Annotated in this window: 33 protein-coding genes and 1 riboswitch; of the genes, 9 read left to right on the forward strand and 24 right to left on the reverse strand. The window is 48.0% G+C overall.

Annotated features, from left to right (window positions below; all coding sequences use genetic code 11):
- Positions 1-7: 7 nt before the first annotated feature.
- Positions 8-316, reverse strand: a complete 309-nt coding sequence (locus Q9R25_RS10115) for a hypothetical protein (protein WP_031421923.1) — start codon at positions 314-316, stop codon at positions 8-10.
- 142 nt (positions 317-458) lie between these two features.
- Between Q9R25_RS10115 and Q9R25_RS10120 the strand changes: the two genes are divergently transcribed.
- The gene (locus tag Q9R25_RS10120; protein WP_196431405.1) at positions 459-773 is read left to right on the forward strand and encodes a hypothetical protein; all 315 of its coding nucleotides are present in this window, start codon (positions 459-461) and stop codon (positions 771-773) included.
- A gap of 73 nt (positions 774-846) precedes the next feature.
- Positions 847-1,632, forward strand: a complete 786-nt coding sequence (locus Q9R25_RS10125; RefSeq protein WP_074035413.1) for an SDR family oxidoreductase — start codon at positions 847-849, stop codon at positions 1,630-1,632.
- Between the two features lie 35 nt (positions 1,633-1,667).
- Here the strand turns inward: Q9R25_RS10125 and Q9R25_RS10130 are convergent, their stop codons facing one another.
- The 12 genes from Q9R25_RS10130 to Q9R25_RS10185 all read right to left on the reverse strand — a co-directional run bounded on the left by Q9R25_RS10130 (position 1,668) and on the right by Q9R25_RS10185 (position 11,100).
- Entirely contained in the window at positions 1,668-2,462 is a 795-nt protein-coding gene (locus Q9R25_RS10130; RefSeq protein ID WP_196431406.1) for a GNAT family N-acetyltransferase, read from the reverse strand.
- Positions 2,463-2,506: 44 nt separating this feature from the next.
- Entirely contained in the window at positions 2,507-3,004 is a 498-nt protein-coding gene (locus Q9R25_RS10135; RefSeq protein WP_074035410.1) for an NUDIX hydrolase, read from the reverse strand.
- The gene (locus tag Q9R25_RS10140; RefSeq protein WP_215243564.1) at positions 3,001-4,068 is read right to left on the reverse strand and encodes a saccharopine dehydrogenase family protein; all 1,068 of its coding nucleotides are present in this window, start codon (positions 4,066-4,068) and stop codon (positions 3,001-3,003) included. The genes Q9R25_RS10135 and Q9R25_RS10140 overlap by 4 nt, the downstream gene beginning before the upstream one ends.
- Before the next feature lie 40 nt (positions 4,069-4,108).
- Positions 4,109-4,588 (reverse strand): hypothetical protein, encoded by a 480-nt coding sequence (locus tag Q9R25_RS10145; RefSeq protein ID WP_214690352.1) that lies wholly within the window; start codon positions 4,586-4,588, stop codon positions 4,109-4,111.
- Positions 4,589-4,678: 90 nt separating this feature from the next.
- A complete protein-coding gene (locus tag Q9R25_RS10150) occupies positions 4,679-5,308 on the reverse strand; it encodes an NADPH-dependent FMN reductase (protein ID WP_374193977.1) in 630 nt (209 codons plus the stop codon).
- Positions 5,305-6,297, reverse strand: a complete 993-nt coding sequence (locus Q9R25_RS10155; RefSeq protein ID WP_041917956.1) for a ring-cleaving dioxygenase — start codon at positions 6,295-6,297, stop codon at positions 5,305-5,307. The genes Q9R25_RS10150 and Q9R25_RS10155 overlap by 4 nt, the downstream gene beginning before the upstream one ends.
- 27 nt (positions 6,298-6,324) lie before the next feature.
- Positions 6,325-6,768, reverse strand: coding sequence for a MarR family winged helix-turn-helix transcriptional regulator (locus Q9R25_RS10160; protein WP_031421914.1), 444 nt, complete (start codon positions 6,766-6,768; stop codon positions 6,325-6,327).
- Positions 6,769-6,899: 131 nt separating this feature from the next.
- Complete coding sequence (locus tag Q9R25_RS10165; RefSeq protein WP_215243563.1) at positions 6,900-7,331, reverse strand: GNAT family N-acetyltransferase; 432 nt, start codon at positions 7,329-7,331, stop codon at positions 6,900-6,902.
- An 11-nt stretch (positions 7,332-7,342) separates the two neighbouring features.
- Positions 7,343-8,473: a tetratricopeptide repeat protein gene (locus Q9R25_RS10170; RefSeq protein ID WP_196431410.1), complete on the reverse strand. Its 1,131-nt coding sequence runs from the start codon at positions 8,471-8,473 to the stop codon at positions 7,343-7,345.
- Positions 8,474-8,522: 49 nt separating this feature from the next.
- Positions 8,523-9,062 (reverse strand): ribonuclease FAU-1 family protein, encoded by a 540-nt coding sequence (locus Q9R25_RS10175; protein ID WP_031421906.1) that lies wholly within the window; start codon positions 9,060-9,062, stop codon positions 8,523-8,525.
- A gap of 62 nt (positions 9,063-9,124) precedes the next feature.
- Entirely contained in the window at positions 9,125-10,177 is a 1,053-nt protein-coding gene (locus tag Q9R25_RS10180) for a DUF58 domain-containing protein (protein WP_074035404.1), read from the reverse strand.
- Positions 10,178-10,179: 2 nt separating this feature from the next.
- Positions 10,180-11,100 carry an AAA family ATPase gene (locus Q9R25_RS10185; protein ID WP_012727616.1) on the reverse strand — a complete coding sequence of 307 codons (921 nt, stop codon included), beginning with the start codon at positions 11,098-11,100 and terminating at the stop codon, positions 10,180-10,182.
- Positions 11,101-11,194: 94 nt separating this feature from the next.
- On the opposite strand from Q9R25_RS10185, the gene Q9R25_RS10190 reads away from it, so the two are divergent.
- Together Q9R25_RS10190 and Q9R25_RS10195 are read left to right on the forward strand one after the other, a co-directional pair.
- On the forward strand, positions 11,195-11,887 hold the full coding sequence (locus Q9R25_RS10190) for a hypothetical protein (RefSeq protein ID WP_215243561.1): 693 nt from the start codon (positions 11,195-11,197) through the stop codon (positions 11,885-11,887).
- 73 nt (positions 11,888-11,960) lie between these two features.
- Positions 11,961-12,701 (forward strand): hypothetical protein, encoded by a 741-nt coding sequence (locus Q9R25_RS10195; RefSeq protein WP_074035399.1) that lies wholly within the window; start codon positions 11,961-11,963, stop codon positions 12,699-12,701.
- Here the strand turns inward: Q9R25_RS10195 and Q9R25_RS10200 are convergent.
- A complete protein-coding gene (locus Q9R25_RS10200) occupies positions 12,698-13,657 on the reverse strand; it encodes an aminoglycoside phosphotransferase family protein (RefSeq protein WP_214690345.1) in 960 nt (319 codons plus the stop codon). The two genes, Q9R25_RS10195 and Q9R25_RS10200, sit on opposite strands and share 4 nt — an antisense overlap.
- Positions 13,658-13,696: 39 nt before the next feature.
- Positions 13,697-13,795, forward strand: a riboswitch (TPP riboswitch).
- Between the two features lie 66 nt (positions 13,796-13,861).
- Between Q9R25_RS10200 and thiW the strand changes: the two genes are divergently transcribed.
- On the forward strand, positions 13,862-14,347 hold the full coding sequence (thiW, locus tag Q9R25_RS10205; protein WP_047794734.1) for an energy coupling factor transporter S component ThiW: 486 nt from the start codon (positions 13,862-13,864) through the stop codon (positions 14,345-14,347).
- 60 nt (positions 14,348-14,407) lie between these two features.
- The gene (locus Q9R25_RS10210) at positions 14,408-14,671 is read left to right on the forward strand and encodes a hypothetical protein (protein ID WP_012727621.1); all 264 of its coding nucleotides are present in this window, start codon (positions 14,408-14,410) and stop codon (positions 14,669-14,671) included.
- Here Q9R25_RS10210 and Q9R25_RS10215 read toward each other — a convergent pair.
- Positions 14,666-15,142 carry a GNAT family N-acetyltransferase gene (locus tag Q9R25_RS10215; RefSeq protein ID WP_084543024.1) on the reverse strand — a complete coding sequence of 159 codons (477 nt, stop codon included), beginning with the start codon at positions 15,140-15,142 and terminating at the stop codon, positions 14,666-14,668. The genes Q9R25_RS10210 and Q9R25_RS10215 overlap by 6 nt on opposite strands.
- A gap of 116 nt (positions 15,143-15,258) precedes the next feature.
- On the opposite strand from Q9R25_RS10215, the gene Q9R25_RS10220 reads away from it, so the two are divergent.
- Positions 15,259-15,684, forward strand: a complete 426-nt coding sequence (locus tag Q9R25_RS10220; RefSeq protein WP_074035394.1) for a VOC family protein — start codon at positions 15,259-15,261, stop codon at positions 15,682-15,684.
- Positions 15,681-16,079 carry a VOC family protein gene (locus Q9R25_RS10225; RefSeq protein WP_074035393.1) on the forward strand — a complete coding sequence of 133 codons (399 nt, stop codon included), beginning with the start codon at positions 15,681-15,683 and terminating at the stop codon, positions 16,077-16,079. The genes Q9R25_RS10220 and Q9R25_RS10225 overlap by 4 nt, the downstream gene beginning before the upstream one ends.
- Before the next feature lie 118 nt (positions 16,080-16,197).
- Here Q9R25_RS10225 and Q9R25_RS10230 read toward each other — a convergent pair whose 3' ends face one another.
- Positions 16,198-16,665, reverse strand: a complete 468-nt coding sequence (locus Q9R25_RS10230) for a hypothetical protein (RefSeq protein ID WP_196431414.1) — start codon at positions 16,663-16,665, stop codon at positions 16,198-16,200.
- A 3-nt stretch (positions 16,666-16,668) separates the two neighbouring features.
- A complete protein-coding gene (locus tag Q9R25_RS10235) occupies positions 16,669-16,860 on the reverse strand; it encodes a helix-turn-helix transcriptional regulator (protein WP_031421892.1) in 192 nt (63 codons plus the stop codon).
- Between the two features lie 177 nt (positions 16,861-17,037).
- Between Q9R25_RS10235 and Q9R25_RS10240 the strand changes: the two genes are divergently transcribed.
- On the forward strand, positions 17,038-18,852 hold the full coding sequence (locus Q9R25_RS10240; protein WP_214690344.1) for an LTA synthase family protein: 1,815 nt from the start codon (positions 17,038-17,040) through the stop codon (positions 18,850-18,852).
- 35 nt (positions 18,853-18,887) lie between these two features.
- On the opposite strand, the gene Q9R25_RS10245 is transcribed toward Q9R25_RS10240, so the two are convergent.
- The 7 genes from Q9R25_RS10245 to Q9R25_RS10275 form a co-directional block, all read right to left on the reverse strand.
- Positions 18,888-19,772: a VOC family protein gene (locus Q9R25_RS10245; protein ID WP_215243560.1), complete on the reverse strand. Its 885-nt coding sequence runs from the start codon at positions 19,770-19,772 to the stop codon at positions 18,888-18,890.
- A gap of 14 nt (positions 19,773-19,786) precedes the next feature.
- Positions 19,787-20,071 carry a putative quinol monooxygenase gene (locus Q9R25_RS10250; RefSeq protein WP_215243559.1) on the reverse strand — a complete coding sequence of 95 codons (285 nt, stop codon included), beginning with the start codon at positions 20,069-20,071 and terminating at the stop codon, positions 19,787-19,789.
- 103 nt (positions 20,072-20,174) lie between these two features.
- Positions 20,175-22,829, reverse strand: coding sequence for an MMPL family transporter (locus tag Q9R25_RS10255; RefSeq protein ID WP_311283105.1), 2,655 nt, complete (start codon positions 22,827-22,829; stop codon positions 20,175-20,177).
- Between the two features lie 3 nt (positions 22,830-22,832).
- A complete protein-coding gene (locus Q9R25_RS10260) occupies positions 22,833-23,276 on the reverse strand; it encodes a MarR family winged helix-turn-helix transcriptional regulator (protein ID WP_078147853.1) in 444 nt (147 codons plus the stop codon).
- 85 nt (positions 23,277-23,361) lie between these two features.
- Positions 23,362-24,318, reverse strand: a complete 957-nt coding sequence (locus Q9R25_RS10265; protein WP_311283106.1) for an NAD(P)/FAD-dependent oxidoreductase — start codon at positions 24,316-24,318, stop codon at positions 23,362-23,364.
- 69 nt (positions 24,319-24,387) lie between these two features.
- Positions 24,388-25,074, reverse strand: a complete 687-nt coding sequence (locus tag Q9R25_RS10270) for a DUF975 family protein (protein ID WP_196431419.1) — start codon at positions 25,072-25,074, stop codon at positions 24,388-24,390.
- An 81-nt stretch (positions 25,075-25,155) separates the two neighbouring features.
- On the reverse strand, positions 25,156-25,374 hold the full coding sequence (locus tag Q9R25_RS10275; protein WP_012727632.1) for a helix-turn-helix domain-containing protein: 219 nt from the start codon (positions 25,372-25,374) through the stop codon (positions 25,156-25,158).
- Positions 25,375-25,383: the final 9 nt, after the last annotated feature.

Consider the following 25,383-nt stretch of genomic DNA (forward strand, 5'->3'; position numbering starts at 1 on the left):
TCATGCTTCAAAATAAATCAGGGTCTTCTGATAACGTTCTCACTTTTCGAACTTTCGCCGGGCGTCCTGTCCATCCGAGTGCAACAAAGAAAAATGCACCTGCGAGTACGCCGAATAAAGCGGTCAACCCTACTTGAATCCCAACAAATCCATACTGTTCTCCAAGTTTCACGAGGAAGAGCGGTGCAAACAGACAAGTCATACTGAGTGAAAAAAGACCTCCCCATACTCGTCGCTTTGCATTACCAATGGTGAACCAACCGAACGCGATCCATACACAAGCAACCAATCCTAGCGCACCAACCATCATCCACATGCCCACACCTCACCTTTTCGTTTTCCTTTCTATTCCCCATTTTTCTTGTGATTCCTACTATTTTTTCAAGTAATGAGAGAATTTCCGGGTAAAGGTAAATTAGACAAGATGCGAAACGGGACAACAAAGGAGTGAGGTGTGCATGCGTTCACGATTAACCTTTGCCTTAATCTTTCTCGGTCTTTTTTTAGTCGCCGTTTATTGGATGAGCACGTGGAATGACAACTTAGTCGAGGGACAGATTGAACGAGTCGATATCCCCCAAATATTGATTGAATCTACCGGATCCTCGGAAGAAGTCACATTGCGCGTCGTCTTGATCAATGATCAAACCGAAGTCACCGGCATCGTCAATAGCGTACAAGGGTTACAGAGCGGACAACTGGTGACAATCGAGGTCATCCCGACGGATTCGAATTTGAACATCGCACGCACCATCGAAGTCAACGCTCCATGATTTTTTGAAATGAAGCGTAACTTTTCCAGAACTGTGGAATATGAGAACAGAATCATAAAAAGGAGTGATCGGATTGATTTCAAATAAATTACTATCTGGAAAAGTAGCTTTTGTGACCGGGGCAGCCTCCGGAATCGGACGTGCCGCGGTCATCCGCTTCATTCAAGCCGGAGCGAAAGTCGCCATTGTCGATTTGAATGAAGAAGATGCGATGCGTCTCGCAAGCCTTGTCGGGGAAGAACGCGCCATCGGCATCAGTGCAGATGTGTCAGATGAATCTGCAATGAAAGAGGCCTACGAACGGACAATGGAACGATTTGGTCAACTCGATATCGTCTTCGCTAACGCCGGTCGAAACGGGACCATCACACCGATCGAACATTTATCATTGGATGATTGGAATGGAGTGGTGGAGACGAACCTCACGGGAACCTTTTTGACCGTCAAACATGCTATTCCCCATTTGAAAGAGAATGGCGGTAGTATCATTATCACTTCATCGATTAACGGGAACCGCTATTTTAAAAATTTCGGATTCAGTGGCTACGCGACGACGAAAGCAGGTCAAACCGGCTTTGCGAAAATGGCTGCTGCGGAACTCGCTCAATTCGGGATTCGTGTCAATTCCATCTGTCCCGGGGCCATCGATACGAATATTGACGATTCGACCAATCGAGACGATGCGTTGCTCGAAGAAGTCGTTATTCCAATCGAATATCCACTTGGGAATCAACCGCTTGCCGGAAAATCGGGCTCCGCGAAACAAGTCGCCGATGTCGTCTTATTTTTCGCGAGCAACATGTCGAGCCACGTGACCGGCTCTGAAGTATACGTCGATGGGGCTGAATCGCTCTTGTAATCGAAAAGCAGGTCACCTCACCCGAGGCGACCTGCTTATTTAAGGATTGGACTTTTCATGACCGCTTTTTGATAGAACGGCTGAAATCCAAGCCGTTCCATATTGCGACCAGACGCCGAATCGACTTTCGTCGTAACCGTCAACAGATTGCATCCAAGTGCTTTCGCTTCGGCAATTCGTTCCAAAATAAGTTGTGTCTGGTACCCTTTTTGCCGATACGTCGGAACGGTGCTCGTCAGAAACAACTCTCCAATCCCGTCTTGCGTGGCTAAAATCCCACCCGCTACGACAGCATCCTCTTCTCGCACGAGATAAGCATGATTACTCGGTAGTGCGTAAAAGCCTTTGGCTGTATCGACCGTCTCTTGAAGGATTGTGCCCGACTCGGCGAATCCAGCCGCAACGGCGTATGCCCACTCATGGAGTGTCTCATCCTTCACTTTTTCGACCTGAGTCGGTACAGATGTGGAGGCATGCTGTGTCAAATCCAACGTCCATACGTCCAAAAAATGATCGAGCGTGTAGTTACGTTCTTGCAATAAGCGGAGCAAGGAGTCTTCCGCTAATGGACAAACCTCAATATGTAGACGCGAGACATTTTTCCCGCGTACCCATTTTTCCATTTGATGCAGGTCGTAAAAGCTTGTCGGCCGATTCAATCCAAATCCGACCGCAAAACTCATATTTCCCATTTTGAACACATGCCCTTTTCCTTCTACGTGTAGTTCCGCACCTTCATAGGGAGGGGTTTGTTTACGATGTCGAATGTAAGCAGACGTCCCCTCTGCTTTGATGCGTTCGATACGCCTTGCCAATTCTAAACGTTTCACGCTCTTCCCTCCCTTGTATATTCCATGTTGAGTGTAGCATATGTTCACGGTCGGATGAGATGACCGTATTGAATCAGCCGTTCCCGGACAGAAGGAACAAGTTCTACACACTCAAGGACCGTCTCCCATTCTTGTAACGTCACATCGACGACTTCATCTGCTTGCAGTGACAGTTGTTCGAAGTCGATTGGTTTCTCGCACACGAGACAATACATATCCAAGAAATATGTGCCCCGCTTAATCGTTGTCACGAACCGGAGTTGCTCAGGCAATACATATAGTCCCAACTCTTCTTTTAGCTCACGGACCGCACCTTGTCGACTCGTTTCTCCAGCCAAAATCGAGCCGCCCGTTCCTTCCCAAAGAAGCGGATACGTCTTATCCGGATGACGCTTCGACAGCAATAATCTCCCATCCGGATTGAACGTGAACACTTCGATGACCGTGTGAAACGTATGCGGCTCTAATTCATCCCCACGAAAGTGCGTTCGACCGAGCGGTTGCCGGTTTTCGTCGAGTAAATCCCATACTTCTCGATTCATGGACGAATCTCATCAATCACGAACGAAGAGGAACCTTGAATCTCTTCGATAAAGTGAGATCCGAATAGCATGGCTGGTGTAAAGCTTCCGGCAAGCATCCCACCCGAACCGAGCAACCGCTTGACGACGGCGAGCGCCCCGTAAACAGTGAAGGCATACGTACTTGCCGTTTGAATACGGACGACTACTTTTCGTCCTTCCTCATTCGTTGCTTCGCCCCATACGTACGTCGATGATTTTTCACGTACAGCCTCGTCTGGTCCCGATACGTTTTCGTCGACATAACGGAGCAATCGTTCCTGCACGGCCTCTTTTCCGAGAATCGGGCTGAACCATGACAAAGCGCGAGCAGCATAGGCGGCCGCTGTCGGTACAGGAACCCAAGTCGTAATATTCGGAATGTCCGTTGTGTAGTAGGCGGTCGAAACGTCTCCCCACGGAATCGCAATGGCGGTACGGCTTCCGCGACCAAAATCAATCGTTCTCCGCTTTGCCCCAATTGGAAATGATGATAATTTGCCGTTCACACGTTCCACACTACTCGACCCTAGTCCACGAACGGCCGTCTTCATGGTTCCTGGTGAGATGCCGGCTGCCGCCGAAAAGCCAAGAGCGAGTGTTGTCGCATCCGGTATCAACTCTTTTAATTTCCGCGCGACACAGTCGGTCGGAATGACATCAAATCCGACACCCGAGCATAAAATCACACCACGTTCTTTGGCTTGAGCCGCTCGCTGTTTAGAATGGACATATTCGAACACGTCGATTTCCCCGGTAATATCTAAGTAATGCGTACCTGTCTCTAGACATGCCTCGATCATCACTTGGCTCGTATCCGTGAAAGGACCTGCACAATGAAGGACTAAATCTACATCGTGAAGCGCCTCGATTGCGGCTTCACGACTCAATGCGAAAATCGATGTTTCGCAACCCAGTTCATCTCCTAGGTGATGAATCGCTCTTGCGTTTCGTCCGGCAAGAACCGGACGCATTCCGTCACGAGCGGCTTGTCGTGCAATCAGCTCACCCGTATAGCCATTCGCCCCATAAATCATCCATCTCATTTTTACCCCTCCTTATGTTAATGTATCCTTGTTCGTTTCCCTAAAAGAAGTTGAATCCAACGAAAAGATCTTGGATGACATCGATGATATACACACTTCCCGTTACAATAAGCAAATATCCGATTGGGATGAGCAGACTTTTCACTGTTTGTAGTTTTGTTATGTCTCCCCGATGCTGTAGTAGACGATCCACCAAGTAAAACAAGGTCGCTGCGAGAAGACTGAGCCATGACAAGACGAGCCCGAATAGTATATGTAAAACAAGCGAAGTGAACCACCTGAATCGTTTCGAACTGAGTCGATTCGCCAACCAGTCACTGCACCATGAGGTCACGACACCGTAGGTCAACATAATCGGAAAACTGACCGCTACATAGGCAACCGTCATCAAAAGGAAGCCATTCAGTACGCCACTCATTCCTCCATTTTCTCGTACACCCATCATAGTGACCCCACACGCTAACAGAATCGCATAGACGGGCGAAGCGATGGATGCTGTGACGATTTTACGATTCCACATCTGCACTCCCCCTAATCCCTTCCAACTTTACACGACCTGTTCTGAAAACGCACAAAAACCAGCCTAAATTCAGGCTGGCTTCGCGATTTGTTAATTGTTTGCAACTTCTCCGGCTTTCGTACGGACCGATTGCATCGCTTCCGTCCATGGAAGGAGTTGGTCGAGCATATCGTTTACCGATTGTGCTTGAACGTCTTTCGGAGCGAAATGCGTACCGTTCTCGAAGTCCGTGAAGAGTGAGAGTGCAGGATGGACACGTACGTGAGCGATTGACAATTCACTCAAAATGCCCCGTAAATGTTCTGTTGCCCGTGCTCCACCAACAGAACCGTAAGAGACGATTCCGGCTGCTTTGTTGTTCCATTCGACGCGTAAGTAGTCGAGTGCGTTTTTAAGAGATGCTGAGATGGAATGGTTATACTCTTGGACGATGAAGATGAATCCGTCCATTTGCGCAATTTTCTCCGACCAGGCCGCTGCGCCAGATGCGTCCTGACCCGCTTCGCCGAGAAGTGGCAAGTTGTAGTCTGCGATGTCGATGACTTCATAGTTGGCATCGCCACGTTTGTCGGCGAGTTCTTTCACCCATTCCCCGACTTGTGGACTGACGCGACCTTCACGAGTTGATCCGAGTACGATTCCGATGTTTAACATAGTAGTTCCTCCTTGGTTATGTTGTGATGCATCTGATTTTCCAAACAAGCGATTTAAGAAACTCATTTCATGCCCTCATATTCTTTCTCAAATGTTTTCGTGCTTCTGACCGTATCGATTGGTCGTACCATCGCCTCGATTTGCGAACGTTTCGCTTCGAGGAACGGCGGGAGTGACAACTTCTCACCGACCGTCTCGTACGGCTCGTCTCCCATGAATCCAGGTCCATCTGTCGCCCATTCGAACAAAATTTGCGGCGCGACACGTGCATAGGATGATTCAAAGAAGAAGCGATCGACGTAGCCAGAAGTCGGCAAACCGAACTGTTGGAGACGTGCTGTCCATTCATCGAGGACGCTACGGTCTTCGACACGGAATGCGACATGGTGCACGGTACCGAACCCTTGACGCGCTTGTGGAGATGTCTCGTCGTGAATGACGATCACTTGCGCTCCGTTTCCACCTTCACCTCCTTCAAAGAGATACACATCACCTTCTCGCCCGATCTCTTTAAACAGCATCACTTGCTCCATCACTTGTTTGAAATATGTGATATCTGCGATGCGAATAAAGATTGGACCGAGTCCCGTAATCGCGTATTCAAGCGGGATTGGACCGTTCTTCCACGGCTCGCCCGACGCGATGCCTTCGTTGAACTCATCCGAGATGAGTTGATACGCCTGCTCATCAAAGTCGATGAACGAGAGCGTCTTCTTCCCGAACTGTTCTTGAATCCCTTCGTGCTCGACACCGAGACGGTCGAATCGACGGACCCAATACGTCAACGCTTCATCTGTCGGTACGCGGAACGACGTCTTCGCGATTTCATTTGTTCCGTGCTTACCTTTCGGGATACCTGGGAAGTCGAAGAAGGTCATGTCTGTCCCTGCGTTTCCTTTATCGTCCGCAAAGAATAAGTGATACGTTTGAATGTCGTCCTGGTTGACCGTTTTTTTCACCAAACGCATGCCTAACACGTGAGTGAAGAAATCGTAGTTTTTTTCGGCACTACTCGTGATTGCTGTGACGTGGTGAATTCCTTTAACATGATTCATCATTCTCTCTCCTTTTATATCTTGATTTCAAGATACATGATTAAAATTTTTTGCGGCTTCTGCCCGCTTTCCTATTTGTTTCAACTGTTCAATCGTTTCGTTTAATTGCATCCCTTCAAACACAGCGTTCATATGCTCCGTATGCTTAGGGAAAATATCTTGCATCAAACGCTCTCCGTCATCTGTCAGCGCAGCGTATGTGATGCGACGATCGCTCGGACAAGCCTTACGAATGAGATATCCTTTTTCTTCTAACCGGTCCACGACGTACGTCATGCTTCCGCTCGAGAGGAGAATTTTCTTCCCGATGACTTGAATCGGTTGATCCCCTTTATGATATAAAAACTCGAGTACGGCGAACTCGGTCGCGTTTAACCCGTAAGACGCCACTTCCTGCTTCACCAGGTCTTGTAACGACTGAGAGGCACGTAACAGCACAGTAATTGTTTTTAGTGCATCAGATGGTTCCATCTGTCTCCCTCCTTTGTCCAAGAGAGCCATTAACTTAAATTCAAATATCTTTAATTCGAGATAAATATATCATGCGACAATTCTTCCGTCAATCGATTTGATTCAAAAAAATGAGACGGGTTGTTCCCATCTCATTCTCCTCGCCGAATCACAGCCATTTCGCGACCGAATCGATGGCCTTCATCAACAAATCCTAGGCTTTCATATAAGTGATGCGCTGCCTCGTTCTCGGGGTGATAGCCAACGACAATCGGTTTCCCCTCGCCGATTTCTTCAAGCATCAGCTCTGCCGCCTGTCGACCAATCCCTTTGCCTTGATGAGCATGGTCGATCATGATTCGGTAAATCCACCATGCATCCAACTCTTCAAGCTCTGTATTGTACATGAGGAAACCGACCATCGTCTCGTCCTCATAAATTGCGCGCGGGCGTAGCGTCGGTTCGTACATCGCTTGAAGTAACGAAATCGCATTCGGCTCCATATACGACTGTTGTTGGTCACTTAATGCCAATTGACAGCATGTATACCAATTTTGTGCATCGATCGGACGTAGTGAAATCATGTCTTTCTCCTTTAGTCATATGTCTCATTTAAGTTTCTTGCATAAAATGCGATGGCACGCCGGTACCGCGCGATGCTCTCGTCCGCTTTCGGACTAGCGAGCAGCTCAAGTAATGTTCCCGTCGCTTCTTCATGGCGACCGACGTTGTAATGGGTCATCGCTTGAAATACCTTGAGCGCCCCGTGATTCGGGAATTGCTCAATCGCCTCTTTAAATAACTGTTCCGCCTCTGCGTATCGTCCGAGTGCCCGATACGTACTGCCGAGTCCGAGATATGATTCCGCCAACTCTTCCCCCGTCAACCCGAGTCGGATGGCCCGTTCATAATGCGGGACCGCTTGACGTTCTTCACCGAGCGAGTCATAGCACCACGCACAGTACGCATGTAGCCTCGGATTCTTTTCATCTTTCCGCAAGAGCGACAAGAACAGTTGCTTCGCCTGCTCAAGTTGTCCCTCCTCACGGAGACGAACGGCTCGATCAAACTCATTCTCTTCTGTCACGTCGGTCCCCTCCTGTGCGAATTCTTGATCTAACCATGCTTGTAACGTTTCATAATACTTACCGATATGTACTCCATCGACGAGTGCATGATGGGCTTGGACGGATAACGGCATAACCAGACGCTCGCCTTGACGTTCGAACTTGCCCCAGGCGATGCGCGGCACGCTGTCATGTTGTTGCTGATGCGTCGGGTGCATGATACTCGTGAACGTGACCCACGGAACACTCGTGATATACAGTAAGTCGTCGGGCTCGTCATCCCCGACCACGACTTTATCGGCAGCTCGCTCCATCCGCGTCGTCACTTCCTGTAAGAATGTCGGTAAATCTTCATAGAACGTAGCCGCACAAAAGTTGAAGACATCCTCGTCTAACATGACCGTGAACGAAGGGTGGACCACCTCGTGTTCGACGACCTCTTCACCACGGATACGATAGCGCAATTCCGGAGTCGCGTTCGCCGCTCTCACCGCACCGTATAAAAAGAGTTTGAAGAACGATTGATTGCTCTCCTTTGCATATGTATATAGGTTCGTGACATCTACGTTTGCCGTCACGTTGAAATGTGGCGCATCAAACGCTTTGAAAAACTCGAAGTGCTTACGTCGTGCCCACGTCTCAATTTCAATTTTTTTCATAAAAACTCCCCCTCCTACGCTCTTACTGTAGCAGAGAGAGTGAATTCGCTCATAGCTTTTGTTTTAACTGTTCGTAATGTCCTTTTGCCAAATCAAAGTAGATGAAGTCTCCACGTTCGATTCGTTCGAGTGTCGCTTCGAATTCACGCCATCCACGTTCGACCTGTTCAGGTGTCAGCTCGCCGCTCTTGGTCGCCTCTTCAAACTCATCCTCATCCTTTTTGACAATATCTCCGTTCGGAAACACAAGAATATCGAGCAACAAGTCATCCATATAAGGGATACCCTCTTCTTCGCCGATTCGGTCAACGAGGTCGATATACCACTGCACGATTTCGCCTTCCGGATTGATCATCGCTGTCACACCGAACGGTTCATTGTCCGGGAAATATTGGAGCCAAGCAAACCCGGCATCCGCCACGATGAATTCTTCCCCTTTATGCTTTTTATATAATGGTGCCCGAACCTCATCGATTTGGAATAAGGCGACGACGCCTGAAAATTGTTCCGTCTGAACACGAATTTGCGCGTAGCGGTTCTTTAAAATCCGTTCCCAGTCTCGTCGATTCGCATACTTTCGTTTTGCCATATGGATCTCCCCTTTGGTCATCTCTGTATGATACAGTTCGCCAAAAGAAAGAAAGTTCCTTGTTAGTCATACAGGTTATGCTGATTGAACCAGACGAGATGACTTTGCTTCAAGCGTTTCCGCTCGACCATACGGACGAACGCGTCTGTCGAGATGAAACGGTTCCCGGGATGGAGGTCGGCCAGCATCAAGAGGATGAGGCGTGAACCTCGCTCTCCCTCTTGAAGAGAGATATGTTCCATCTTCCCTTCCCCGTTGAAGCGGTTGATGAACAGCTCGACTTTACACTCTTCTTTTAAGAGTCGGGTCGTCACATATGCGACTTGGCTGATGATCGACTCGAAGTCGTGATGTAACGTGTAGCCGGACGGCCCACTCAAATCTACTGCGAACGTGAACGTATCGAGCGATGTCTTTTGAAAGACTTTCGACTGGACTCGTCCAAGTTTTGCCGTCGCGACCCAGTCAATCTCTTTTACCGGTTCCCCTTCATAAGGCTTTGACCCCAGAACCTGCAGTGGATTCCGAAGTGGTGATGCGGTCAAAGGCCGGTCACCAAGCGCTAAACGTTTCGTGCCGACCGGTGGGTGTAACGTAAGGGACGGTAATACCGTCCACCGCTTCTCGATGGGGCACTCGAGTAAGTACGTCCCGAGATGAAACGGGAGCGTCACAGCAAGTATGCATTCTTCGATGTAGGCAGGACCTCGGAATTCGGCTTGAATGTGAAGCATCTGACGAGCCTGATCTGTCCGTAATGTCAAATCCAAACTATTCGGGGACCGGTCGTGGGCTGGAAAACTGAGCGCTGTATTGGATTTCAGCCGAACACGAACCGGAAGCCCGAGTCGTTCGACGACTTCACTTCCATCTAAAATCAGTTGTACCTCCGTCTCATCCCCGACAAAGAGAAGGGATTCATGGCTATGTATGTGAAGCCGAAGAGCTTGTTCCAACTGTTTCCGTGTCCGTTCAAAGAACCAAACGATGCCCGCAAGTAAACAAAGCGCATATCCGACAATCTCCATGTACGGGACGAATACGAGAATCACCCCAGCGAATCCATAAACCGGAATCCATTGTTTCTGTAGGGCGTTATGTGTCGAGAAGGTCATCTTCAGCCCTCTACCGGCACAGAGACGGTGTCTAAGATGTAACGGATAATGTCCTGTTTCGTCGATTTGATGCCTCCTTCAAGCGTCAACGTCAAACGATGGGACAAGACATAAGGTGCCACGGCTTTCACATCTTCCGGAATGACGTACAATCGATCGTTCAGATAGGCATAACTTTGAGACGCTCGCATGAGCGCGATGGCTCCACGTGGACTGACACCGACCTCGACGGATGCATGTTCCCGGGTCGCGTGAACGAGCCCGAGTAAGTAATCGAGGACATCATCTTGAATCGATACTTGCTTCACTTCCTCCTGAGCACGGCGTAACTCGTCTAACGTCGCAACCGCCTCTACGGTTTTCCTCGTTTGGCGCATCACTTGTAAGAGGAGTTCTCTCTCTTCCGCAACATCAGGATAACCGACTGGAATCGAAATCAAGAAGCGATCGAGTTGGGCATCCGGTAAGGGGAACGTCCCCGCTGATTCAATCGGGTTTTGCGTCGCGATGACGAAAAATGGTTTCGGCATCGGATATGTCTCTCCCCCGATGGAAACTTGTCGTTCTTCCATCGCCTCAAGCAAGGCGGACTGCGTTCGTGGAACCGCTCGGTTGATTTCATCAATCAAGACGATGTTCGCAAAGATTGGTCCTTGGCGATGATCGAACGTCTGCGTCTGCATGTTGAAATAGTCTGCTCCGATCACATCAGACGGTAACAAGTCGGCCGTGAATTGAATCCGGGAAAACACCCCGTCGAAGCTAGCCGCAATTGTTTTGGCAAGTAACGTTTTTCCCGTGCCTGGCACATCTTCTAATAGAATATGTCCTTCCGCGAGTAACGCCGTACAACAGAGGCGTACGACATCCTCTTTTCCTAAATACACTTCGTTCAACTGTTTGATGACCTGCTCCATGCCCATATGACGACCTCCATTTTTTTGTCTTAATCAAACTTTACCTTTTTATGGTAAGATAAACAACAAATAGTCTGAAAATTCAAAAGGAGGTACCCTCTTGCGCTGGACGAACAAGTTTCTTCTCATGATTGTCGCCACACTCCTCGGCACCTTTACGATAATGGTGATTGCGACGAGTGTATTCGAGTGGCTCTATAACCCGGAAACGATACGGGTCGAGGAAAGTCATAGTCTTCCAACTGATCTCCTATCGGATGAGGATGATGGAATTTTAATTGGTGAATCCAAAGCAGATTACCCGTTTGAATTGGATCCTCAAAAAGGAAAACATCACTTTTTTGAGAGAATCACGGGATCTGGAGAATCAACACGACGAAATCTCGGACTATTCGTCGCTTTGATCGCATTCTGTTGCTTCAGTTTCTATGTCTATCGAAAACGAAAACGGCATTTGACGAACGCACGAGATGATGATGATTCAAGCATAGACCCGCTTGTAGAATCGCTACAACACAAGAACGCCTCGTCCGTTTCGACGCTCACAGCGTTCACGAACGTCCCGATTCGCGATGCACTGATCACATTCAACCAATCTCTCGTACCAGTCAAGCGATTGCGTGCTCATGAGACATTGCAAGAGTGGTTCCAACGCATCGATTTACCGATGAACCCGTCCGTTTATCATGCGGTTCGCTACGGCACCTCTTCAGGTGTGACGATTTCTGAAGAAGATACACTTCACTTCAAGAGAACACTCGATACCTACGCGACACGTCCTCACCCCGAGTGAGAATGTGCACAGGTTCTGCTTTTTCATCATGAATGATAAAATGGTGGAAAATGTCAGTTAAGGGGATGGAAACATGAAACGATGGGCGATATTCGGATTAAGTGCACTTTTACTCACGGGTTGTACAGATACGGTGGCAGACAATCCAATCCCAATCGAATCACCCGATGAACCCATCACCGAATGGACGCGTGAGGACTTTAAAGACGTCTATGACCAATACGAACAAACGAAACCGCTCCTTACTGCCCTTGAACAACAAGGAATCAAACCGTTTCGGGAGACGTTCGAACGGGTCATCATCGCCGGCAACGGTCTCGAGCATACGTATGCGGATATTTACCCATTTAAGCTCGATGACGGGACGTATGCTACCATTTTCGATAGTCAGGACGGAACGGTGATCAATGGTTCTGAGTCGGTCGCTCCGCTATTTTGGCAAGAGGAATCCTTCCTTCAATACGTCGAAGAGATTGAAAATCGGAAATTCGGTACAAGTGCCCCACCTACCGATGTCGTCCTCACGCAGGATGAATTCCAAACGGTCTATGACCGCCATGCCTACACGTCAGCCCTCCTCGTCGAACTCGATGAAGCGGGCGTCGAACTGGCACGGGAGCCAATCGATGACGTGATCATTGCCGGGAACGGCGTGACCGAAGTCACTGCCGACTTGTTCGTATTCGATGTCGAGAGCGGGTATGCCATCGTATATGATCAGGACGGAGAAATTTTAAAAGGCCCCGAATCCATCTCACCGCTCTTTTGGAACGAGAAGGACTATGTGGACCTGTTAGCCAAGAATGAAAGTTAATGCGTGTCACGTTGTAACTTACGATATTCCAGCAACAACTTGAGCCATTGTGCCGGTTTGTCGCTGGAATCTTTTTTGTCCCGACGATGTGCTGTGACGTAGGTGTGCCATGAGATGGCCCGATACACGCATCCCAATTCCTCCGCAATCTTCATATGACGCTCGAGTATTTCTGTTGGCGCGACGTGTCTCCATTCTTTCAAATAAACCTTTCGTAACTCATGGATTTTCTCTATCCATAATGTATCGTCTTCTTCCGGCAATAAATCGAACAAGATGTTCCAAAAGACACGCATGCTAAAGAATGGATGTGTGATTGTCGCATCTCCCCAATCGAGAATCACCGGTTGATTGCTTTCAGGCTCCCAGAAAATATTCCCTCCATGCAAATCGCCGTGGTCGAGACTCATCGGTATACCACTTTCTAGTTCTTCACACATCGACAGAAGTTCAGGTTTTAGTGCCAACACTTCTTCCCGCTGCACCCGCTCCAGATTTAGACTCATCTCAACGAACGTCGATTCGATTTCCTCCCTGAGCATAGACGGACGACGGTCTGGAACCCCCATTTTTAAAAGTTGCTCCGTCTCACCACTCATTCGTTGCTGTAATTTGGCATACTCTCGTAGCGCAACCTCATACTGTTCCTGATCAGGTACATCACGTAACGGGTGACCGGAAACTTTTCGCACGATGAACCATGGATGAACCGGATGCACAGCGACTACGTCTGGCACGAGCCCAGGCAACATATGAGCAAGATATTGTGACAACATTCCTTCACTCTGACTGATTGAAGTGACCGCTTTAGCATAGACGCCATTGCCATGAACCAGATACGTCAAATCCGTATCTTTTTCTAGATGCCACGTCTCATTCGAAATATATTCATCAATCCACTGATCAAACTCATGCTTGAGATCAGTGTTTTCCCAGAAAACAGATAGTTGTTCCATATTCGTCCCCTTCCAATTTATGCTATACTCAAATCAATAAACGACCACTAGGGGAGCCTTCGGGCTGAGACGGCATTTGCCGGACCCTTTGAACCTGATCTGGCTCATACCAGCGTAGGGAAGTGGCTTGGAATACGTCTCTGTATGTCCACGCCATTTTTCCGTCTGGAAACGTGGCGTTTTTATTTTGAAAGGAGACTATTCATGCGTATTCAACAACTCACTTGGATGGCGATGCTCGTTGCCATCGCCGTCGTCGGTTCGATGTTCATCTCGATTCCTACAGGTGTCGCCCGCGCTTATCCGATTCAACATATGGTGAACGTGATTGCCGCAGTCACCGTCGGTCCAATCGGAGCCGTTCTCGTCGCTTTCGTCACCGGACTCATTCGCGTCATGACCGGTACAGGATCACTGCTCGCATTCCCTGGTGGCATGATTGGCGCGTTTCTTGCCGGCATTTTCTTCGTTCGCACGAACCGCGTCTATGCGGCCGCTCTCGGAGAAATCATCGGGACCGGCGTCATCGCTTCGTTGATTGCCGTCCCGTACGCAAAACTGTTGATGGGTTCGACGTTCGGTGCATTTTTCTTTGTCCCGGCGTTCCTTGCCTCTAGTTTGACGGGCGCGCTTCTCGGTTGGCTCGTCTTGTCGCGTGTCAAACAGTTGCGACCGAGCGTACTCAAATAAAAGCTCCCTTTTTGGATGAAAATGGTAAACTATAGACAACATCTACAGAGGAGGGGTTTTATGTCTCGTTTCAATCAACTTGTAGCGGGTGGTATTTTGTTGTTTTTGTCCGGACTCTTATATACGCTCGAACGCATCGCACTCTACATACGTTGGTACGCCGAAATCTCAACCGGGAGCTGGTTGGAAAAACCGTCGTTTGTCGATCCATTTCTCCAAAACTGGTTCGTTACCTTGTTTCTCTTTGCCGCTATCCCCTTCTTCTTGGCAGCTATGAATGTCACGCAAAAAATAAGTCCATCCGAGAATCCGACCGACTCATGACGGTCGGTTTTCTGTATGATAGACCCAAATCGCTTCACCATTCCATTCATCGATTAAGCCGCTGTCGACAAAGCCGTTCTTCGCATAAAATCGTTTCGCGACTTCATTCTCTTGATGGAGACTGAGGATGATATCATCCACGTCGTATTGTGTCTGGATGAATTCCACTGCCATGCGTAGGCACTTCGTTCCAATGCCTTTCCCCTGTTCGTTTTGATCAATCATGAAACGGTCGAGCCACATGTAACGTTCTGACTGGTTTTCCGCTCCGACCATCATGAAGCCAACCGGTCGCTCGCCTTCATAAAATGCAAAGCTCTGCCAATTGTATTTCGTATCCTCAATCATCTCTCGAAGGGATTCGGCATTCGTCTCGATGAATCGAGATTGTTTCTCGTCCACTGTCAGGGCGATGACCGCCTCTCGATTGACTGCATCAACCGGTTGAATCGTGATTTCGTTTACTTTCATACATTCACCTCATTGATTTTCTCTCTTCCATACGATTTCTCCCGTAAAAAGTTTCTTCTCCCGTATCTTCGAAGGCTTGTATTCGCTACACTAACAATAGAAAAGGAGGGGATCTTATGTTCCGAATCGGAAGTATCTTTATTCCCGTATCAGATGTAGAACAGTCTCTGAACTGGTATACAACTTATTTTCATGCCCAAGAAATCGGGCGCTGGGAAGGGGGCATCGGAATCTGTCTGCCAGATGGCTCAACTCAACTCGGATTGATTCAAACTACTTCAACGCAACCCACAACATTTAAGGATGCGTCCGGACAAGCCCATGTTTATTTCAATATCATCTGTGAAGACATCCAGCTCGCGTATCAATCGTTCGAACAAGCAGGGTTAATTGCGACCCCGCTTCACGATTTCGGTGGTATGTCCTGTTTTGACGTACGAGACCCGGATGGACATACGATCAGCCTCATCTCAGAAGAATTGACTTCCCCGTTCCACCGTGATCGAGTGAAAGAGTTGCAAACGAAAGGAAACAACCAATGAAACAAATCCATCATATCTGTATCCAAACCCCGGATTATGCCGCATCGAAGTCATTTTACGAAGCGCTCGGTTTTGAACTCGTCCAGGAGTCGCCAAACTTTCATACGCGTGACTTCAACAGTTGGCTCAAGCTCGGTGATTTTTATATTGAGCTCCAGACTGCTAAAGCGGATGAAACGTTACAAGACTACTCGAAACATGCGGCCGGTCCCGTCCATTTCGCCCTCTATGTAGATGACCTCAAAGCGGAAGTCGCACGACTCGAACAACTCGGCGTCACGTTTTTACCGAAGCACGGTGGCAACATCTACTTCGTCGTCGATGGACATTTAAGTAAATTAAAAGCACCGGAAGGAACCATCATTGAACTGCGTGATACGTTCGAGATTACATAATCAGAGCTTCACAGTTATCCAACAAAACCAGGTCCATGTTTGCATGGGACCTGGTTTTGTTATGCACTCTTAAAGACATAGATGTCCTATTTGAAGTAAAACGAATATATCACCTCGGTCATGAAAGCTCACGATTTTTTCTAAATGACCGTTGAAGTGAAATGAATTGTGCGACCAGAAGTAACCCATTTGAAAGAAGTGTCATTGCTAACAAGTCCACCCAAGAGTAAACCACTACACCCGTCACCTTTAATGCTATTGCCACTCCAGCAAACAAAACAGCAAACTTCGATGTAGAACCAATCAGTTTCCTTAGTTCCATTTTATATTCAGATTTCTCAACAACGTTTGCATACTCCATACCTGAGACAATATAACGAATCCATACATAGAGACTTAGAATTGCTATAACACTCAATAAAATATATGAAGACTCAGTGTTGAATATACCTGAAAATCTATTCAATAGAACGACTACTCCCAAAAATCCAATGAACAAAACGAAAGCCTCGGCTATAAAGTACAACATCCGCCTTTCTTTATATTCGTCATTTGGTAAAAACATTGTGACCCATGATTCTTTCATCTTTTACTCCTCCCAGAATAAATCATTTAGAGTGACGCCCAGAACCCTCGCAATGGCAATACAGAGTTTCAAAGAGGGATTATATTTATTCGATTCGATCAAACCGATTGTCTGTCTAGTCACACCGATCGCCTCTGCCAAATCGGTTTGAGTAAGATTCTTTTCTACTCGATGTTCTTTTACTCTATTTCCCATGTCTGTCTCCTAATTTAGTTGCGCAATACCTAAAATGTAATATATATATTCCATTAACGCAATATATATATTACATATTTTTGATTACGAATGAATCTCCATCACACTTTCTACGTTTTCTCTGTTCATAAGAAAGGAAAGGATACAGTAACTACATTTTGAGTTAGGAGATCACTAATGAAATATCTCGATTATTGGAGCTACTTGTCACTCTCTCTGGCAAAGCTCTTCTTTTTTAGCTGGTTGACCGCGACGGCGTTCGACTTCTCGTTTTTCCTCATCAATTTGGCGACGATTTTGCTCCTGACGAGTTGGGCACTCGCCGTGTCTTATCCGATCCGCCGATGGATTTTATACGTTTCTCTGTTCCTGCACAGTACCCTGCTCGTCTCGGACGTCTGGTACTATCGCTATTTTGAAGACTTATTATCCGTCGCCTTACTATCTGATATCGGGCAGATGGGAGATGTCGGGGGTGGCTTCTTGACGCTCATCCGCCCAATCGATGCGTTCTTCTTCATCGACCTCATCATCTACGGTTTGATTTTGCGTTATATGAAACGTCATCCTGTCCGTGAAGGGAAGCGGAACGGAAGACGATTGGCGCTCGCTGGCTTCGCACTCGGATTCCTTCTCTTCACAATCCCGCTCACCCTCAGTTTTCAGCGTGGAGAAAAGTGGATCGCAGATGACCCCATCTCGAATATGCGTGAATACTATCATCTTGGATTTTGGGGCTATCACGCGATGGATGTCGCCCGAGGCGTCGAACGTGCTATGGGATGGAACGAAGCCCTGACAGACGAAGAGCGTTCTCAAATTCAAGCACTCTCTTATCAAGAATTAAGTGCCCCAAGTCCAGATACGAACGTTATCGTCTTACAACTCGAATCATTCCAAACATCCGTCATCGATCAACAGATTGATGGACAGGAACTGACCCCGAATTTGAACCGACTGCGACGTGACATGCTTTACTTCCCGAACGTGTATCATCAAACGCATGAAGGGCGAACGTCTGATGCAGAGTTCATCGTCAACACGTCACTTTATCCTGTCAAATCTGGTTCCGTCTACACGCGTTTCCCGGGAAATCAATTCAGCGCGCTCTCTCAATCCTTGAATGAGGCGGGCTACGATACGGCAGCCATGCATTCGTTCCGAAAAGACTTTTGGAATCGCGATGACTTTTATGACAATATCGGGTTCAATCATTTCTTTAGCGACAAAGACTACCCCGATCAAGGAATCATCGGGATGGCACTCAACGATCAGGAATTCTTAAATACGTCGGTCGGATTTATGGAAGAGTTGGATGAACCATTTTACGCATTTTTAGTCGCTTTAACGAGTCATACACCGTACGATATCCCGGAAGACGAGAAGCGGTTGGACCTATCTGATATCGACGATCCCCTTCTCGAAAACTATTACCATACCGTTCATTTCGTCGATGCCGCTGTCGGTCAGTTCATCGAACGATTGAAACAAGATGGTTTCTGGGATGAGACGCTTCTCGTCATGTATGGTGACCACGATAGCGGTCTGACGGCACCAGGAGAAGAGATGGCTACCCTCGAAGAAGTGAACTCGACGGTTGACGCGTTTCAACTTGACCGTGCTGTCCCTCTCTTCATCAAACCACCTGGACCGACGACAGGAGAAGTCATGGAGGCGAGTGGTGGACAAATCGATATCGCCCCGACGATTCTCGATTTACTTGGAATCTCTCCAGCATATATGCTTGGCGACTCCTTATTGAATGATACGTCAAATCTAACCGTCTTTCGGACGGGCGCTTTCCGATACGAAGATCATTACTATGAACCAGACTTGACCGAACGTGCTGGTAACGGCACATGCTATTCCATTGAGACGGAAGAACAAGTCGCATTCGATCGATGCGCCCCTTACATCGACCGCGCGGCCAGTCAGCTCCGGCTCTCGGATACCATCATCGAGAAAGATGCCCTCTCGCAAATGAGTCCATGAAAAAACTCCCGAGCTATTTGTCTCGGGAGTTTTGTTCAGTAAGCTTTACGCAATGTCGCGATATCAAGCTTTTTCATGGGCAGACATGCCTGTACGACCTGTTCAATCTGCTCTTGCGAACCTACCGTCATCATCTCTTCCATTTCCCACGGGATGATTTGCCAGGAGACGCCATAGTGATCTTTCAGCCAACCACACTCCTCTGCTTCCGGTACAGCCGATAGCCGCTCCCAGTACGAATCGACTTCTTCTTGCGACTCACAAAAAGCGATGAGCGACTGGGTCTCGTTAAACGAAAATGTATGATTTTCATTACTGTCCATCACGACAAATTCTCGACCGGATAAGACGAAACGAGCATAGTTGATTTTCCCGTCAAGCTCGTCCCCGTCTTCTTCCGTGTATCGTACCGTATGTCCGTCCAATACATATGAATCTTTGAAAGTAGAGATCCAATCGTTCATCGCCGCCTCGGCACGACCGAACGCTTCTTTGACAAACAATAGACATGGCGTCACGAGCTGAATGTCCATCCCGCCATCATGCATGATTTGCCAAGAAACCCCGTAGCGGTCCTGCAACCACCCATAACGCTGACTGAAGTCGTAAGTGTCTAATGGAATCAAGATATCCGCTCCGTCAGATAATCGTTCCCAAAGCGCATTGATTTCTTCCGGCGTCGGAAGCGACACCATGTAGGAAATGGACGGATTCCGTTCTTGCACCGTCCCTCCCCCAAGAAACTGAAAGAATTGTCCAGCGAGTGATAGCGTCACAATCGTCGTATCGCCTGCTGGTGAACTTGAAAATCTCGTCGTATAGTCGACAAACGAATCTGGAAAGATGGATACATACCACTCGGCAATCTCTTCAACGTCCTGCTCAAACCAAATACATGGAATCACGGGTTGCGTAATCATGAGAATATCTCCTTTCAGACTTCATGCAAACGATAGACCTCACGGACGGCGAGAAGCTCTCCGGCTTCATCACGATACGCCTTATAGTGCGACGACTGGATATGGTGATTGAGTGCATTTTCATCCTTATACTTTTCATAGAAGACAAACGTACCTGGTGAATCGATCGCCTCGTGAAGAACGTACGCGAGACATCCTTCTTCCGCACGCGACGGCGGAATCACACGGTACAGCGCGTCACGTAACGCCTCTTCTTTTCCGGGATGGGCTTTCAAGATTGCAGTAATGACGATTTCCATACAGTATTCCTCCTTCAATAATGGACCTGCCTTTCTGTTCCCGAATCCACTACAATCTATCCCAAAAAACGGATATCTCATCATACGAGACATCCGTTTCTGCTTATGACTTTTTCTTTTGTCGGAATGGCCACCAGACACCATCGCCAAATGAAATCGTAATGGCTGGGATCAAGAGGGGTAACACAATCAAGCCATACAATAACAAACCGGTGATGACGATTGTCGCGATCTGGACGAGACTGAGCACGCCTGACGGAATCATGGCACCGAACGTCCCGGCGAGGATGACCGCGGCTGTCATAATGACGGTACCCATCTTCGTCATCGAGTGGATGAGCGCCTCACGGACCGTCTTCCCATTGATTGTTTCTTCCCGGAAGCGATCTAACAAGAAGATGGAGTAGTCAATTCCAAGGGCAATCAACATGACAAATCCAAAGAACGGAACGGCCCAGCTAATCCCGTCATAGCCGAGTCCTTCTACAAAGATCAGCTCTGTGATTGCCGCTGACGTATAGTACGTCAAGAGAAGCGAAGCAATCATATAGAGTGGCATGATCATCGAGCGGAACAGCGCTGTCAAAACGATGAACAACGTCACGAGCATGATGGCTACCGTTCGATTAAAATCATTCGTCGATGTTTCATTTAAATCGCTATTGATACTTGAGATCCCGGCATATCCGATGGTCGCATCCGCATACGGTGTTCCCGTCACGGCACGATTCATCGTCTCTTTGATTGTCTCAACGGTATCAATCGCTTCTGGCGAATACGGGTCCATCTCTAAGACGACCTCGAGCTGAGTCGCCATTCCTTCATCGAAGACATATCGTTCGACTGCAGGTGAGAACTCATCTGATGTGAGCGTCCCTTCCGGAAGATACACGCCTGTCTCCCGAAGCGCATCTGCTTCACTCAACTGTTTTAAGAACGAAACGGCTTCGCCGAGACCAGACTCAATTTGTCCTAGCCCGTCGTTCGCTTCCGCGACACCTGTCGCCAGTTGCGCTAACCCGCTACCAAGTTCACCGACCTGAGAACCTTGTGCATTTAATGCGGACGCCGCTTCGTTGATTCCTGACTCAATTTGTGTGAGGCCAGCTGATACTTGACCGAGCTGTCCGACTGCGGCCGGGATGTTTTGAGTCGCTGTCAATCCTTGCCCAATGAGACCAAGTTGACCATTCAACTGATTTAGTCCCGCTGCTGCTTCTGCAAGCGGTGCCCCAGCATTGGTTGAACCGCTTGGTAGTTGTCCAACAATCCCGTTCAATCCTTGCTCAATCTCATCCAATCCAGTTTGAACATCCCCGAGACCCGTCTGCGCTTCAGACAAGCCATCGCTGACTTCACTGAGCTGCGTATCGACATAAAAATCGTCGATGACTTCACCAGTAGGACGTGTGAGCGCACGGACACCATTCACACCTTCGACTTTTTCAAGCTCACTTGCAAACTTTTCGATATAGGGAACTTCTGATTCTGTAATGGCTTGATCTTGTCTCAAAATGACTTGTACCGGAAGGGATTCCCCTTGACCGAACCCTTCTGAGATCAAATTCAGTCCACGAACCGAATCGTACCCGTCTCCAATCTCATCGACCGTATTGAACGAACGGGCATCGTCATATGTGAATAAGACGGGTACTGTAATCAACCCGACGACCAAAATCGATACGAACGGGCGATTGACCGACAATCGGCTCAAGCTAGCCCAAAGCTTGCTGTCATGATGCTCGCCTGCCTTTTTCGACGGCCAAAACAGTCGCTGTTTGAGCGTCGCCATAAAGAATGGGACGACCGTGAAGAGAATCAGCAGCAACACCGCAATCCCGACTGCGACGGCGACCGCTGATTTAAAGATTGGAAAATCAGCAAATCCGATGGCGGCAAAACCGACGAAGACCGCGAGTCCACTGATGAGGACCGTCCGTCCTGCCGTCTTGTACGTATTGACGATGGCGTCTTCGATGGCATGTCCTGCACTGAGTTCTTCTTTATAACGGCTAAGAAGCAGGATACAGTAGTCTGTCCCAATCCCGAACAAGATGGCGACAAGGAAGATCTGCGTGTAGTTGGACACCGGGAACCCGAACCAATCCACGAAGAACGCGACAAAGGATTGACTCAATAGATAAGTGAATCCGACCGCGATGAGCGGGATGAACGGGGTCACGATGGAACGGAAGACGAGAAGGAGTAATCCAAAAATCAACACGACCGTGATGATTTCTGTCTTTTTCAACCCTTCCTGTGCACTTAGATTCACATCATTGTTAATGATTTCTTCCCCGGTGATATATACTGTCTCCTCTTGCGGGAGCACGTTTTCACGGACATCATCAGCAAACGCATTGATTTCTTCCGTCGTACCTTCTACCGTGATGGGGACGAGGACGATGCGTCCGTCTTCTGAGACAAGCTGTGCCTCTGTCTCCTCGTTTTCGAACGGATCGAGAACATCTGTCACGACCGTTTCATTTTGTTTAAGTTCTTCGATGACACGCGCGACATCTGTTCGCTCCGTCTCTCCGATTGATTCAAACTCATAGACGAGGGAGATGGTCTTGTCACTCTTCCCGGCTTCATCTAAAATCGCTTGTGCGCGTTGTGAGTCCATGTCGTCCGCAAGTTGGAAGCTCCCTGCCTCTTCTGCTTGTTTCGTTAAGTTCGGTGCTGCGACAAATAATGCTGCCGTCAATACGATGAGGGAAATGAAAATTCCCCAGCGCCATTGAATGATTTTATGCATGTGTTATTCCTCCCCGATTCGGAGCAATTGCTTTATTTTTCGGAACGTCCGAACAAACTGCTCGATTTCAATTTCGTCTACTTCTCCATCGATGAGGGATTCCACATATCGATAGACGGCACCGTCCACTTCTTCGACGAGCCGTTTCCCTTCTGGGGTCAATTCAATCAATCGTTCCCGTTGATCTTGTCCTCGTCGACTCGTGACGAGTCCTTTTTCGACCAACTTTTTCAGGCGATTCGAGACCGCACTTTTATGGACACCTTGTTTTTGCGCCAATTGCCCAGCAGGAGTTGGTCCAAACTGATCGAGTAACTTCAACAGTTGGAGCTGTTCACGCGAATACTCGCGCCATACGTCTCCCTCCATCGCTTCGATGACATGTTCCGTCCCATGGAACATCACTTCTTCAAACAACTGCACCGCTTCGCGCATCAATGCTTTCATTTTTAGTTTACCCCCTAAACTAGATGATTATAGTTTATGCCCTAAACTAAATGGCGTCAAATAAAAAGACCGATAAGGAGTGCCCTTATCGGTCCATGTTCTTTTCAATGGTTTCTGCCACACGTAACCCAGACAGATAGGCACTTTCGAATCGCGTTCGTCCGGATGGATCATCAGCTTCAAGGAAGACATCCCCTGCTAAATAGATGGGATGATGGCTTACTTGATAAAACGGCTCATGCCATACGTCTTTCGCTTGCGCGTAACGCCAACGTTTTAACTGCCGTGATTGGATGCCGAGGTCTCCGACTTCTTCACGCACTAACCGCTCTATTTCAGCAAGTGTCTCTGCTTCCGGTCGCTCATACCACGCCTCACTCCACGCCTCTTCCATATAGACACTTACGAGTGGTGTCGCAGAGATTCCTTTTTGGCGATTATCGACGATTTTTAATACACCAGGTACCAGTTCTTGATCGAGAATACCGTCTGCTCCAATCTGTACATCACCGGCACATTTAAAAAGACCCACGAACGTCGGCGAATATACGAGACGAAGTAACGCGGGCTTGATCTGGTCGACCAAACTCCCTAGTAGTTCGAATGACTGTGGAAGCGGTGCCGTCATCACGACTCGATCATATGAACGCGTCGTCACGTCTGTCTTGACTGTGACGGTTCCGTCTTCTTCTACTTGAACGTTCTCCACCCGTTCATTCAATTGTACGGTCAAATCTTCAGACAAACGCTTAGCAAGTGCATTCATCCCATCAATCGCGACATAACGTGGATAAGGGTCGGCATACCAGACCCGCACCCAGTTTGCATTCATCCACGACTGTACCTCTCGTTCGAGCTCTTCTCCACGCACCGTGAAATATACCGCGCCATGGTCTGCCCGTCCATCACCGATTCGACGCGTCGCCAAGCGTCCCCCGACGCTTCGACTCTTTTCAATCAGTTCGACGTCATGACCTTGACACACGAGTTCACGCGCTGCGATGATTCCGCTCAGACCGGCCCCGATGATCCCAATCTTCATTCCGCATTCCCCTTTCTCTTCATGAAGATTGTAGCACGTTCATTCAATTTCCCCTCTGTTTGATATGCTTCAGGCTGGCTTGTTCCATTGTTCGTCGTAAGCCCGACGCGTGTCTTCATACATGACAGCGAAGCGCGCAACGACTAACGGGCGAACAAGGGAAGTCGCAACTAACAGTGACCAGGATGACAAAATCGGTAATTTGAAAACAATACTCAGCGTGAAACCCGTCAAAAAGACCGGAATCATTGGCAGGATCAATTTAAATGCTTCCCATTTCTGTCCACGCATCATCCCACGAGATTTTGTAATTGCTTCTGTTGGGGACAAATGAGGCTCATCTCGCAATATAAAGAAAGTGAATGCGTAAGAAAAGTACTTTATGATTCCTGGAACGATTAGAAGCAGCCCCCACAATAGTTGGAAGAGAACCATGAGTAGGAATGTGGCCAAATTTAAGCGGTAATTCTTCCGAAACGGTTTAAATACATCTTGAAAATGCAATTCCTTATTTCGCACCGTATCTAAAATGACCCAGCTGTATCCGACATACATCGGAAGAGACATCACATATAGGATGAGTCCAATCACACTGATCATCATAAGAATAGTAGAACTGTGTTGGATCCCGTAATATGTCGGATCTATCATAAGCCACACTTCTACTAATATCGCCATTGCAAAAGACCAACCGATGAGTTTCCCCGTTCTTCCTTTCAAGGCCTCATGTGTCCGTTCCGTCCATGTTTGAATCATTCTACATCTCCCCCTGACTGATACCTTTATATACGGAGCATAGTAAGAACACGTTTCAAATTCATATAAAAAAGCAGAGATTCACTCTGCTCGCTCGTCCGCTCGATATTCCAATATGTCTCCCGGTTGACAGTCGAGTGCTTCGCAAATCGCTTCAAGTGTCGAAAAACGAATCGCTTTGGCCTTCCCGTTTTTTAAAATCGACAAGTTCGCCATCGTAATCCCGACTCGCTCCGACAGTTCCGTCACACTCATTTTTCGTTTCGCCAACATCACATCCAGATTCACAATCATCGCCATTTCTCTCAC

The sequence above is a fragment of the Exiguobacterium sp. BG5(2022) genome, from assembly GCF_031844365.1.
GTDB lineage: Bacteria > Bacillota > Bacilli > Exiguobacteriales > Exiguobacteriaceae > Exiguobacterium > Exiguobacterium profundum.